Source organism: Stenotrophomonas sp. JC08, assembly GCF_052180205.1.
Taxonomy (GTDB): Bacteria; Pseudomonadota; Gammaproteobacteria; order Xanthomonadales; family Xanthomonadaceae; genus Stenotrophomonas.
The window spans coordinates 1,019,634-1,032,114 of sequence record NZ_CP197473.1 but is presented as its reverse complement, the minus strand read 5'-3'; the positions used below and the strand labels follow the sequence as shown (position 1 = coordinate 1,032,114).

12 protein-coding genes are annotated in these 12,481 nt (G+C 67.5%); 4 read left to right on the top strand and 8 right to left on the bottom strand.

The window, feature by feature from the left end; genetic code table 11:
* Positions 1-23: 23 nt before the first annotated feature.
* The 4 genes from prpF to prpB all read right to left on the bottom strand — a co-directional run bounded on the left by prpF (position 24) and on the right by prpB (position 6,389).
* Positions 24-1,217, bottom strand: a complete 1,194-nt coding sequence (gene prpF, locus ACSBPQ_RS04670) for a 2-methylaconitate cis-trans isomerase PrpF (protein WP_442683891.1) — start codon at positions 1,215-1,217, stop codon at positions 24-26.
* A 118-nt stretch (positions 1,218-1,335) separates the two neighbouring features.
* Entirely contained in the window at positions 1,336-3,951 is a 2,616-nt protein-coding gene (gene acnD / locus ACSBPQ_RS04665; RefSeq protein ID WP_442683890.1) for a Fe/S-dependent 2-methylisocitrate dehydratase AcnD, read from the bottom strand.
* 258 nt (positions 3,952-4,209) lie between these two features.
* Entirely contained in the window at positions 4,210-5,367 is a 1,158-nt protein-coding gene (prpC, locus tag ACSBPQ_RS04660) for a bifunctional 2-methylcitrate synthase/citrate synthase (RefSeq protein ID WP_442683889.1), read from the bottom strand.
* Positions 5,368-5,504: 137 nt separating this feature from the next.
* The gene (gene prpB, locus ACSBPQ_RS04655) at positions 5,505-6,389 is read right to left on the bottom strand and encodes a methylisocitrate lyase (RefSeq protein WP_442683888.1); all 885 of its coding nucleotides are present in this window, start codon (positions 6,387-6,389) and stop codon (positions 5,505-5,507) included.
* A 111-nt stretch (positions 6,390-6,500) separates the two neighbouring features.
* Here prpB and ACSBPQ_RS04650 point away from each other — a divergent pair, with 111 nt between their 5' ends.
* On the top strand, positions 6,501-7,730 hold the full coding sequence (locus tag ACSBPQ_RS04650) for a citrate synthase family protein (protein WP_442683887.1): 1,230 nt from the start codon (positions 6,501-6,503) through the stop codon (positions 7,728-7,730).
* Positions 7,731-7,755: 25 nt separating this feature from the next.
* Here the strand turns inward: ACSBPQ_RS04650 and ACSBPQ_RS04645 are convergent, their stop codons facing one another.
* From ACSBPQ_RS04645 to pdxH, 3 genes are read right to left on the bottom strand one after another with little or no spacing between them, the layout of a single operon-like run.
* Positions 7,756-8,547, bottom strand: a complete 792-nt coding sequence (locus tag ACSBPQ_RS04645) for a cobalamin-binding protein (RefSeq protein WP_442684510.1) — start codon at positions 8,545-8,547, stop codon at positions 7,756-7,758.
* Entirely contained in the window at positions 8,547-8,888 is a 342-nt protein-coding gene (locus tag ACSBPQ_RS04640; protein ID WP_442683886.1) for a hypothetical protein, read from the bottom strand. The genes ACSBPQ_RS04645 and ACSBPQ_RS04640 overlap by 1 nt, the downstream gene beginning before the upstream one ends.
* A gap of 27 nt (positions 8,889-8,915) precedes the next feature.
* Positions 8,916-9,515: a pyridoxamine 5'-phosphate oxidase gene (gene pdxH, locus ACSBPQ_RS04635; protein ID WP_442683885.1), complete on the bottom strand. Its 600-nt coding sequence runs from the start codon at positions 9,513-9,515 to the stop codon at positions 8,916-8,918.
* A gap of 42 nt (positions 9,516-9,557) precedes the next feature.
* On the opposite strand from pdxH, the gene ACSBPQ_RS04630 reads away from it, so the two are divergent.
* Positions 9,558-10,397, top strand: coding sequence for a kinase (locus tag ACSBPQ_RS04630; RefSeq protein ID WP_442683884.1), 840 nt, complete (start codon positions 9,558-9,560; stop codon positions 10,395-10,397).
* Between the two features lie 38 nt (positions 10,398-10,435).
* Here the strand turns inward: ACSBPQ_RS04630 and ACSBPQ_RS04625 are convergent, their stop codons facing one another.
* Positions 10,436-10,639: a dodecin family protein gene (locus tag ACSBPQ_RS04625; RefSeq protein WP_442683883.1), complete on the bottom strand. Its 204-nt coding sequence runs from the start codon at positions 10,637-10,639 to the stop codon at positions 10,436-10,438.
* A gap of 99 nt (positions 10,640-10,738) precedes the next feature.
* On the opposite strand from ACSBPQ_RS04625, the gene ACSBPQ_RS04620 reads away from it, so the two are divergent.
* Entirely contained in the window at positions 10,739-11,281 is a 543-nt protein-coding gene (locus ACSBPQ_RS04620) for a shikimate kinase (protein ID WP_442683882.1), read from the top strand.
* On the top strand, positions 11,278-12,387 hold the full coding sequence (gene aroB, locus ACSBPQ_RS04615) for a 3-dehydroquinate synthase (protein WP_442683881.1): 1,110 nt from the start codon (positions 11,278-11,280) through the stop codon (positions 12,385-12,387). Before ACSBPQ_RS04620 ends, aroB begins: the two co-directional genes overlap by 4 nt.
* The last annotated feature ends 94 nt before the right edge of the window (positions 12,388-12,481 follow it).

Genomic DNA, 12,481 nt, shown 5'->3' with positions numbered 1-12,481 from the left:
TTGTCACAGCAGGGCAACCGGGCTCAGAAGCTGTCGCCGGGCACCCTTACCCAGCCTTCCATCAGGATGCGGGCGCTGCGGCTCATCACCGCCCGGGTCACCGTCCACTGGCCATCCAGCTGTGCCACCGCGGCCCCGACCCGCAGCGTGCCGGACGGATGGCCGAAGCGCACCGCCTCGCGCTCGCCACCACCGGCGGCCCTGTTCACCAGCGTGCCCGGCACCGCCGCCGCCGTGGCGATGGCCACCGACGCGGTGCCCATCATCGCGTGATGCAGCTTGCCCATCGACATCGCACGCACGTTCAGGTCGATATCACCGGCACTGATCGTCTTGCCGCTGCTGGAGACGTAATCCGCCGCCGGCGCGACAAACGCCACCTTCGGCGTGTGCTGGCGGGTGAGCGCCTCCTCGGCCGTACGGATCAGACCCATGCGCAGCGCGCCGGCCACGCGGATGGCTTCGAGCTTTGCCAGCGCCGCCTTGTCTTCATTGATCGCCGGCTGCAGCTCGGTGCCGCTGTAGCCGATGTCGGCGGCGTTGACGAACACGGTCGGGATGCCGGCGGTGATCATCGTCGCCGGCAGCGTGCCGATACCCGGCACCTCCAGCTCATCGACCAGGTGGCCGGTCGGAAACAGTGCGCCACCGCCCTCGCCTTCGCCCTCGTCGGAAGGATCAAGGAATTCCAGCACGATCTCCGCCGCCGGGAAGGTCACCCCGTCCAGCTCGAAGTCTCCGGTTTCCTGCACCTGGCCGCCACTGACCGGCACGTGCGCGAGGATGGTCTTGTTGATGTTGGCCTGCCAGATGCGTACCTCGCAGATTCCGTTCTCCGGCACCCGCGCCGGATCGACATAGCCGGCATGGATGGCGAATGCGCCGGCGGCGGTGGACAGGTTGCCGCAGTTGCCGGACCAGTCGACAAAATCGCTGTCGATCGACACCTGTCCGTACAGATAGTCCACGTCGTGATCCGGCCGGCTGCTGGGCGAGAGGATCACGCACTTGCTGGTGCTGGAGGTGGCACCGCCCATGCCGTCGGTCTGCTTGCCATACGGATCGGGCGAGCCGATCACCCGCTGCAGCAGGCGGTCACGCGCGGTGCCGGGCCGCTGCGCACTGGCCGGCAGATCCTCCCGGCGGAAGAACACGCCTTTGGAGGTGCCACCGCGCATGTAGGTGGCGGGGATTCTGATTTGTGGGGCGTGCTTCATGTCCATCTCCTTTTCCCCCTTGCAAGCGGCGCCGGGTGGCCTGGAGCCGTCAGTCGCGACAAGGGGGATTATCAGGGAATGCCTCGTCGCGACTGACGTCGCTCCTGCAGGGCATGTATCAAGTGGCGGAGGATTCCAGGAAGTCCTGCGCAAAGCGCTGCAGCACGCCGCCGGCTTCGTAGATCGCCACTTCCTCGTCCGAATCCAGCCGGCAGGTCACCGGCACCTTGAGCACCTCGCCATTGCGGCGGTGGATGACCAGGGTCAGGTCGGCACCCGGCGTGCGCTCACCGGTGACGTCGAAAGTCTCGGTGCCGTCGATGGCCAGCGTGTGGCGGTCGGTGCCCGGCTTGAACTCCAGCGGCAGCACGCCCATGCCGATCAGGTTGGTACGGTGGATGCGCTCGAAGCCTTCGGCGGCAATGGCCTCCACGCCGGCCAGACGCACGCCCTTTGCCGCCCAGTCGCGCGAGCTGCCCTGGCCGTAGTCGGCGCCGGCGATGATGATCAGCGGCTGCTTGCGCTCCATGTAGGTCTCGATCGCTTCCCACATGCGCATCACCTTGCCTTCCGGCTCCACCCGCGCCAGCGAACCCTGCTTCACGCTGCCGTCGTCGTTGCGCACCATCTCGTTGAACAGCTTGGGATTGGCGAAAGTGGCGCGCTGCGCGGTCAGGTGATCACCACGATGGGTGGCGTAGGAATTGAAGTCCTCTTCCGGCAGGCCCATCTTCGCCAGGTATTCGCCGGCGGCGCTGGATGCCAGGATCGCGTTGGACGGTGACAGGTGGTCGGTGGTGATGTTGTCCGGCAATACCGCCAGCGGACGCATCCCCTTGAGCGCACGTTCACCGGCCAACGCACCTTCCCAGTACGGCGGACGGCGGATATAGGTGCTCATCGGACGCCAGTCGTACAGCGGGCTGACCTTTTCGCCATGCTCCACGCGCACGTTGAACATGGGGTTGTAGACGCGGCGGAACTGCTCGGGCTTGACCGAGTCCTTCACCACCGCGTCGATCTCGGCATCGGACGGCCAGATGTCCTTCAGGCGCACCTCGTTGCCGTCGGCATCCACGCCCAGCACATCCTTTTCGATATCGAAGCGCACGGTGCCGGCGATGGCATAGGCGATCACCAGCGGCGGCGAGGCCAGGAAGGCCTGCTTGGCATACGGGTGGATGCGGCCGTCGAAATTGCGATTGCCCGACAGCACCGCGGTCGAATACAGGTCGCGCTCGATGATCTCCTGCTGAATCTTCGGGTCCAGCGCGCCGCTCATGCCGTTGCAGGTGGTGCAGGCGAAGCCGACGATGCCGAAGCCGAGCTGCTCCAGTTCCGGCAGCAGGCCGGCTTCTTCCAGATACAGCTGCACCGCCTTGGAGCCGGGCGCCAGCGAGGTCTTCACCCACGGTTTGCGGGTCAGCCCGCGCGCGTTGGCATTGCGTGCCAGCAGGCCGGCGGCGACCACGTTGCGCGGGTTGGAGGTATTGGTGCAGCTGGTGATGGCGGCGATGATCACTGCGCCATCGGGCATCAGCCCCTGTGCTTCCTCGCCCTTGCCGCTTTCCAGCTTGGCCTCGTCAGCGATGCCGCGTTCGGCCAGCGCCGTCACCGGCAGACGCCGGTGCGGATTGCTCGGGCCGGCCATGTTGCGCACCACGCTGGACAGGTCGAACTCCAGCACGCGCTCGTACTGCGCGGTTGCCAGCGCATCGGCCCACAGGCCGGTGGTCCACGCATAGTTTTCGACCAGCGCCACCTGCTTCTCCTCGCGGCCGGTGAGGCGCAGGTAGTCGAGGGTCTGCTGGTCGATGTAGAACATCGCCGCGGTGGCGCCGTATTCCGGGCACATGTTGGAGATGGTGGCGCGATCGCCGATAGTCAGCGCGGCGGCACCTTCACCGAAGAATTCGAGATACGCGCCGACCACGCGCTCGGTGCGCAGGAATTCGGTCAGCGCCAGCACCACGTCGGTGGCGGTGATGCCCGGTTGCGGCCGGCCACTGAGCTTGACGCCGACGATGTCGGGCAGGCGCATCCACGAGGCGCGGCCGAGCATCACGTTCTCCGCTTCCAGCCCGCCGACACCAATGGCGATCACGCCCAGCGCATCGACGTGCGGGGTATGCGAGTCGGTGCCGACGCAGGTGTCCGGGAACGCCACACCGTCCTGCACGTAGACCACCGGCGACATCTTCTCCAGATTGATCTGGTGCATGATGCCGTTGCCCGGCGGGATCACGTCCACGTTCTCGAAGGCGCGCTTGGTCCAGTCGATGAAGTGGAAGCGGTCCTCGTTGCGACGGTCCTCGATCGCACGGTTCTTGCTGAACGCGTCCGGATCGAAGCCACCGCATTCCACCGCCAGCGAGTGATCGACGATCAGCTGCACCGGCACCACCGGGTTGACCTTGGCCGGATCGCCACCCTTGTCGGCGATGGCGTCACGCAGCCCGGCCAGGTCCACCAACGCGGTCAGGCCGAGGATGTCGTGGGTCACCACGCGCGCGGGAAACCACGGGAAATCGAGGTCGCGCCGGCGCTCGATCAGCTGCTTGAGCGAGGCGGTGAGCGTGGCCGGGTCGCAGCGGCGCACCAGGTTCTCGGCAAGCACGCGCGAGGTGTATGGCAGCGTGGCCCAGGCACCGGGGGCGATCGCATCCACCGCGGCCTGCGCATCGAAATAGTCCAGGTTGCTGTCGGGGAGATGCTTGCGGTATTCGGTGTTCATGGCGGACTCGGAAAGCTGGGAGTTGGAAACGGAGCGGGGACCCGCGTTTTACTTCTGCATCGGCAGACAGCCTGGCAGGATTGCCGGGCTGCACGGCGAAACCGCCCGAAGGGCGAAGCACAGCGATGTACCCAATGCAGGTGCCCGGTGGGCGGATGAGGAGGCGGGAGAAGCCTCGTGCAACCCAGGGGCTGCGGGGTTTCACCCTGCCCTCACCCCAGCCCCTCTCCTACGGGGAGAGGGGTTCAGGCGACGCTGTCAGCCACGCTTGTCGATCGGCACGAAGGCCTGGTCTTCCGGACCGGTGTAGTTGGCGCTGGGCCGGATGATCTTGCCGTCAATGCGCTGCTCGATGATGTGCGCGCTCCAGCCGGCGGTACGGGCGATCACGAACAGCGGGGTGAACATCGCCGTCGGCACGCCCATCATGTGGTAGCTGACCGCGCTGAACCAGTCCAGGTTCGGGAACATTTTCTTGATGTCCCACATCACCGTCTCCAGACGCTCGGCGATGTCGTACATCTTCATGTTCTCCTGCTCGGCCGACAGCTCGCGCGCCACGTCCTTGATCACCTGGTTGCGCGGATCGGACACGGTGTAGACCGGGTGGCCGAAACCGATCACCACTTCCTTGCGCTCCACGCGCGCCTTGATGTCGGCCTCGGCGTCGTCCGGCGTCTCGTAGCGCTTCTGCACCTCGAAGGCGACTTCGTTGGCGCCGCCGTGCTTGGGACCGCGCAGCGCGCCGATGCCGCCGGCGATGCACGAATGCATGTCGCTGCCGGTGCCGGCGATGACGCGGCAGGTGAAGGTGGAGGCGTTGAACTCGTGCTCGGCATACAGGATCAGGCTGGTGTGCATCGCCTTGACCCACGATTCGCGCGGCTGCTCGCCATGCAGCAGGTGCAGGAAGTGGCCGCCGATGGAGTCATCGTCGGTCTCAACGTCGATGACCTTGCCGTTGTGGCTCCAGTGGTACCAGTACAGCAGCATCGAGCCCAGACAGGCCATCAGCTTGTCGGCGATGTCGCGCGCGCCCGGATGGTTGTGGTCGTCCTTCTCCGGTGCCACGCAGCCCAGCACCGAGACGCCGGTGCGCATCACGTCCATCGGATGCGCCGACGGCGGCAGTTCCTCCAGCGCCGCCTTGACCGCTGCCGGGATGCCGCGCAGCGACTTCAGCTTGGCCTTGTAGGCATGCAGCTCGGCCCTGTTGGGCAGCTTGCCGTGCACCAGCAGGTGGGCGATTTCCTCGAACTCGCTGGTATTGGCCAGATCCAGGATGTCGTAGCCGCGGTAGTGCAGGTCGTTGCCGCTGCGGCCGACCGTGCACAGCGCGGTGTTGCCGGCGGCGGTGCCGGACAGGGCGACGGATTTCTTCGGCTTGAAGCCGGGGGCGGTGGTGGTCTCGCTCATCATGGTTTCTCCCGATCTATGGGTTGCCCTTGCAGGAGCGACGCCGGGTGGCCTCTGGCCATCAGTCGCGATGAAGCTTTCCCGGCAATGCCCGGTCGCGACTGACATCGCTCCTACAGGTGGGTGGTTGGGGGCTGTTACTTCTTCGCAGCGAAGGTCTTGTCCAGGCTGCGTTCGAACTCGTGGTAGCCGATGCGCTCGTAGAGCTCCTCGCGGGTCTGCATGCTGTCCACCACATTACGCTGGTGGCCGTCACGGCGGATCGCCTCGTAGACGTTCTCCGCCGCCTTGTTGGCGGCGCGGAACGCCGACAGCGGGAACAGCTGGATCGCCACCCCCGAGGCTGCCAGCTCATCACGGCTGAACAGCGGCGTGGCGCCGAATTCGGTGATGTTGGCCAGCAGCGGCACTTTCACCGCGTCGGCGAAGCGCTTGTAGGTCTCAAGGTCGTAGGCGGCCTCGGCGAAGATGCCGTCGGCACCGGCCTCCACGCAGGCCAGCGCGCGTTCGATCGCCGCGTCCACGCCCTCCATCTGGATGGCATCGGTGCGGGCGATCAGGAAGAACTCCGGATCGGTCTTGGCATCGGCGGCAGCCTTCACGCGGTCGACCATTTCGCCCTGGCTGACGATTTCCTTGCCCGGGCGGTGGCCACAGCGCTTGGCGCCGACCTGGTCCTCGATATGGCAGGCGCCAGCGCCGGCCTTGATCAGCGACTTGACCGTGCGCGCGATATTGAACGCGCTGGGGCCGAAGCCGGTGTCGATATCCACCATCAGCGGCAGGTCACACACGTCGGTGATGCGGCGCACGTCGACCAGCACGTCTTCCAGCGTGTTGATGCCCAGATCCGGCAGCCCCAGCGAACCGGCGGCGACACCGCCACCGGACAGGTAGATGGCACGGTAGCCGGCACGCTTGGCCAGCAGGGCGTGGTTGGCGTTGATCGTGCCGATCACCTGCAGCGGTGATTCGGCAGCCAGGGCGGCGCGGAACGCGGCGCCAGCGGAAACGAGGCTCATGGATGGACTCCTTCTGGGCGGCACGCGATGCCGTACCGCTGCGACGCCCAATCTGTCACCATCAGAAGCATTGATCAATCTTGATTCAATAAATCAACCTGTCGAGCCTCCATGCCCCGTCCTGCCAGTACCGAGCTCATTTCCGCCCGTGATGCCTGCGCCCTTCTGGATATCAGCACGGCCACGCTGTACGCCTATGTCAGCCGCGGCCAGCTCAGTTCGCGCCCCGGCCCGGACCGCCGCAGCCGTGTCTATCTGCGTACCGAAGTGGAACGGCTGGCGCAGCGCAAGCGTGCCGGGCACGGTGCGGCCCGTGGCGCGGCGCAGAGCCTGGATCGCGGCCTGCCGGTGCTGGAAACCCGCATCTCGCTGATCCGTCCGGATGCGCCTTACTACCGCGGCCATTCCGCGGTGGAGGCGGCCCGCGACGGCGCCACGCTGGAGGACATCGCGCGGCTGCTGTGGGAATGCGAAACCCTGGACCCGTTCGCGGCGGCCGCACCCGATCCGTGGCCCGCGCGGACGGCCGCGGTGGCGCTGGATGCCACATTGCCGCCGCTGGAACGCAGCCTGGCCTGCATCCCGCTGCTGGCGCTGGAGCAGCGGCAGTCACTCAACGCCGCCGCACCGGTGCGCCGCGAAGTAGCGGCGCTGCTGCTGCGGCAGAACGCTGCGCTGCTGGTCGGCACCCAGCCCGACGCCCGCCCGGTGCATCGCCTGCTCGCCGACACCTGGCAACCCGGCGATGCGGGCTTTGCCGGACTGGTACGCAGCGCGCTGGTGCTGTGCGCCGACCATGAACTGAACGTTTCGGCCTTCGCCGCCCGCGTGGTCGCCTCCACCGGAGCGCCCCTGCACGCCACCGTGTGCGCGGGGCTTGCGGCGATGTCCGGGCCACGCCACGGCGGCGCCACCGCACGCGCGCACGCCCTGCTGTGTGACGCCGAGGCCAGCGGTTCGCCCGCCAGCTTCATCGCCGAACGCTGGCAACGCGGTGACGAACTGCCCGGCTTCAACCACGTGCTGTATCCGGACGGCGACCCGCGCGGAGCCGAAGTGCTGCGGCAGCTGCGGGTATTGCGCGGCGACTGCCATCGCATGCGCCACGTGGAAACGGTGCTGGCCGCCACCGCCGAACACAGCGGCCAGCATCCCAACATCGACGGCCTGCTGGCGGCGATCTGCTATGTCTACGCGCTGCCGGCCAGCCATGCGCTGGTGATGTTCGCCACCGCCCGGCTGACCGGCTGGCTGGCACATGCATTGGAACAGCAGGCACTGGGTACGCTGATCCGCCCGCGTGCGCGCTATACCGGGCTGGCACCGGGTGGCGGACACTGAGCGTCCGGGTCCTGCAGGAGCGGCGTTATTGCCGCTTCGACCAGCGCTGGACGATGGCGGCAATGGCCTGCACGCCGTCGGTCAACGCCGCCGGCCCCGGCTGCAGGATCAGCGGTGATTTGATCTCGTGCAGCTCGCCGTCGCGTACCGCGTTGATCGCCGCCCAGCCCGGTCGCGCGGCCACCTTCTCCGGGCGGAATTTCTTGCCGCACCACGAGCCGATGATGATGTCCGGGTTGCGCGCGATCACCGGTGCACCGTCGGCAAGGATGCGCGCCTTGGCCAGCGGCTCGCGCGACAGCTCGGGAAACACGTCGATACCGCCGGCGATCTCCACCAGCTCGGCGCCCCACTGGATGCCGGTGATGATCGGCTCGTCCCACTCTTCCACGTACACGCGCGGCCGCTGCGACAAACGCGCCGCCTGTTCCGCGATGGCATCCAGCCCGCGCCGCAGCTGGTCCGCATACGTTTCAGCGCGTGCGGCCTCGCCGACCAGCGCACCGAGACGGCGGATGTAGTCGAGGATGCCGGCAACACTGCGGTGGTTGGCGATCCACACCTCCACGCCGTTGCGGATCAGTTCGGCGGCGATATCGGCCTGGATGTCGGAAAAACCGATGGCCAGATCCGGCTTCAGTGTGAGGATTTCTCCGACCTTGGCACTGGTGAAGGCGCTGACCTTGGGTTTCTCCCGTCGCGCCTGCGGCGGCCGCACGGTGAAGCCACTGATACCGACGATGCGCTCCTGCTGCCCAAGGGCATAGAGCGTTTCGGTGGGCTCTTCGGTGAGGCAGACGATACGACGCGGACCGATCATGGCGCGGCAAACTCCGTGCTGTCGACGAACACCGCCGGGGTGTTCCAGGGATGATGGGCGGCGATGGCGTCCAGCAGCCGCTGCAGCCGGCCGTGATCACGCGGGATGCAGAATTCGAGGCGGACACTGGATTCACGCACCAGCTCGCCCGCCACGCCGACCGTACTGGCGGTGCCTTCCTGCACACGGAACTGCTCCTGGCCCGGTGCCGATTCCCACATGCCGTGGCTGTAGCCGCCGGCCGCCAGATCGTCCATCGCAAGGATGCCGGCCTTCAGCGCCTGCAGATGCACCGGCGGCACGAACACGGTGATCCGGTAGAGCGGCTGCAGTTTCATGCCCACACCCTCCGCATCACCCACGGCTCACGGATACAGCAGCTGCTTGCTCCACACCCCGGCCGCATCGGCCTCGTAGCTCCAGCGCTCATGCAGGCGGAAGTCCACGCCATACCAGAACTCGATCCGCCGCGGCACCACGCGGATACCGCTCCAGCCTTCCGGGCGCGGCACCTCGCGGCCTTCAAAACGCGACTGGAAACTTTCCAGCCGCTGGTTGAACTCCTCGCGCGAGGACAGCGGCTGCGACTGCGCCGATGCCCAGGCGCCAATCTGGCTCATGCGCGGGCGCGTGGCGAAATAGGCGTCGGCCTCGGCGGTGGACACCAGTTGCGCGTCGCCTTCGATCCGCACCTGGATGCCGGCCTCGCGCAGGCTGCGCCACAAAAACAGCAGCGCCGCCTGGCGGTTCTCGTGCAGCTCACGGCCCTTGCGGCTGTCCAGGTGGGTGTAGAACACGAAGCCGCGCTCATCGAACGCCTTGAGCAGCACGGTGCGCGCCGACGGGCGGCCATCGATATCGGCGGTCGCCACGGTCATCGCCGTGGCATCGATTTCCTTGCCGGCTTTGGCCTCCTCCAACAGCGAGGCGAAGGTGGAAAGTGCTTCTGCGTACAGGTCGCTCATAGGTCCAATTCGAACAGCACGGGTTTGGGCTATTGTGGCGTCATGTCAGCGGTTGCGCACAATTTTCCGGCCCGCCGCTTCGCCAGCCCCCTGGTCGCGCAGGCACTGGACGAGGCGCTTGCCTGCGGCACCGCCATGCCGGTACTGGCGATCAGCGGATTGCAGGGCAGCGGCAAGTCCACCCTCGCCGCGCAGGTGGTGGAACTGGCCCGCGCACGCGGCCTGCGCGCGGCCGCACTGTCCATCGACGACACCTACCTGACCCGCGCACAACGGCAGCGTCTGGCCGACCAGGTGCATCCGCTGCTGGCCACGCGCGGCCCGCCCGGCACCCATGACCTGCCGCTGGCACGGGCGACGTTGCAAGCCGCCAGGGACGGACAGCCGTTCCCGCTGCCGCGCTTTGACAAGCTCGCCGACGAGCGGGTCGATGCCGTGCACTGGCAGCGCATCGAAGGCCGGCTGGACCTGCTGGTGTTCGAAGGCTGGTTCCTTGGGACACCGGCCGAGCCGGAGGTAGCGCTGTCGACGCCACTGAACGCACTGGAACGCGACGCCGATGGCGACGGTCGCTGGCGCCGCTGGTGCAACCACGCGTTGGCCAGCGACTATCCCGCGCTGTGGCAATGCTTCGACCGGCTGTGGTTCCTGCAGCCGCCCTCTTTTGCGGTGGTGCCGCAGTGGCGCTGGCAGCAGGAACAGGCCCTGCAACGGGCTGCGCCGGGCCGCAGCGGCATGAGCCGCGCGCAGGTTGAGCGCTTCGTGCAGTTCTACGAGCGGGTCAGCCGGCAGGCCTTGCGCACGCTGCCGGCGATCGCCGACCGGGTGATCGCGCTGGATGCGCAGCGGCAGGTGCTGTGGTGCGGGGCAACGCCCCGCTGAGCCCGCTGCGCGGACACCACAGCCGGGGGTGCTGTGGCCTATTCGACCAGGAACGTCACCCGCATGTTGACCCGCCATTCGCGGATGTTGCCGTCGCCGTCGGTAACCACTTTGGTTTCGTTGATCCATGCGCCCTGGATACCCTTGACGGTACCGGCCACCTTCTTCAGCCCGCTGCGCACCGCATCCTCGACGCTGGTGCTGGAGGAAGCGTTGACTTCGATGATCTTCGCTACAGACATGCCGTGCTCCTTGGTTGCACCACGAACCATTCGTGGTGTGGGCCAGCATCGCTGCTACCGTGTTAACGCACCGCCATGAGGTGCTGGCATCATTCCGCTATGAATCCCGCCCCCAATCTTGTTCTGGTCGGCCCGATGGGAGCCGGAAAAACCTGCATCGGCCGCCGCCTCGCCGAGCGCTTCGGGCTGCACTTCGTCGATGTCGACCAGGCCATCGTCGATGACACCGGCTCCAGCATTCCCGCCATTTTCGACAACATCGGCGAAGCCGGTTTCCGCGCCCATGAAAAGCGCGTGCTGGCCGGCCTGCTGGAACGCAGCGGCCAGCTGGTCTCCACCGGCGGCGGCGCCGTGCTGGATGCCGACAACCGCGAGCTGATCGGCCAACGCGGTTTCGTCGTCTACCTGCGGGTCAGCGTCGCCTCGCAGCTGCAACGCCTGCAGCGCGACCGCAACCGCCCGCTGCTGCAGCGCGAGGACCGCGCGCAGGTGCTGCAGGAAATGGCCGCCTTCCGCGATCCGCTGTATCACCAGGTGGCCGACATGATCGTCGACACCGACCTCTATTCCCCCGCCGAAGCCACCGCCCATGCCGTGGTGCGGCTGGCCGCGCTTTGGCAGATCTCGGAGCTTCCCGCATGACCGCTTCACCCCGCATCGTCGCCGTCGGCGGTGAACTGCCCTACCGGATCCACATCGGTCCCGGCCTGCAAGGTGACGGCCAGTTGCTCAGCGCGCCCATCCGCGGCCGCCACGTGCTGCTGGTCAGCGATGACACCATCGCCCCGCTGTATCTGGCGCAGGTGCGGCAGACGCTGCTGGCCGCACGCCCGGAACTGGTGATCGGCCAGTACATCATTCCCGCCGGCGAGGCCTCCAAGACGCTGGACAGTTTCAGCGGCGCGATCAACGCGCTGGCATCGCTGGGTGCCACCCGCGACGCCTGCGTGTTCGCCCTCGGTGGCGGCGTGGTCGGCGACCTGGCCGGTTTCGCCGCCGCCTGCTGGATGCGCGGCGTGGACTGCGTGCAACTGCCGACCACGCTGCTGGCGATGGTCGACTCCTCGGTCGGCGGCAAGACCGCGGTGGACATCGCCCAGGGCAAGAACCTGGTCGGCGCCTTCCATCCGCCGCGTGCGGTGATCGCCGATACCGCCGTGCTGCGCAGCCTGCCGCCGCGCGAGCTGCGCGCCGGGCTGTCGGAGGTGATCAAGTACGGCGCGATCCGCGACCCGGCCTTCTTCCAGTGGCTGCACAGCGAGCGCGAAGCCCTGCTGGCCGGCGACGACACCGCGCTGGCGCAGGCCATCGCCCGCAGCTGCGAGCACAAGGCGCAGATCGTTGAACGCGATCCGCTGGAAAAGGGCGAGCGCGCCCTGCTCAACCTCGGCCACACCTTCGGCCATGCCATCGAGACCGCACAGGGCTACGGCGCGCCGGGCAACGACAACCTCAACCATGGCGAAGCCGTGGCGGTGGGCATGGTGCTGGCCGCGCGCCTGTCCGCCGCGCTGGGCATGGCCGATGCGGCCGATACCGGCACCCTGCACGCGCTGTTGCTGGCCTATGGTCTGCCGGTGGACATCCCCGCCGGGCTGGCACCGGAAACGCTGCTGGCGCACATGCGCCTGGACAAGAAGAACATCGCCGGACGCCTGCGGCTGGTGCTGTGGCGTGGCATCGGCAAGGCCGAGGTGGTGCCGGACGTGGACGAAGCCGCGGTACTGGAGGTCCTGCAGCAGGGTTGAGCCCGGCCCACTGCCGCCTGCGCCCACCTGCCCTGTCTCCCGTGGCGGCCCGTGCTGATGCCGGTGCCGCGGCGGCCTTGATCCCCCGCAACGG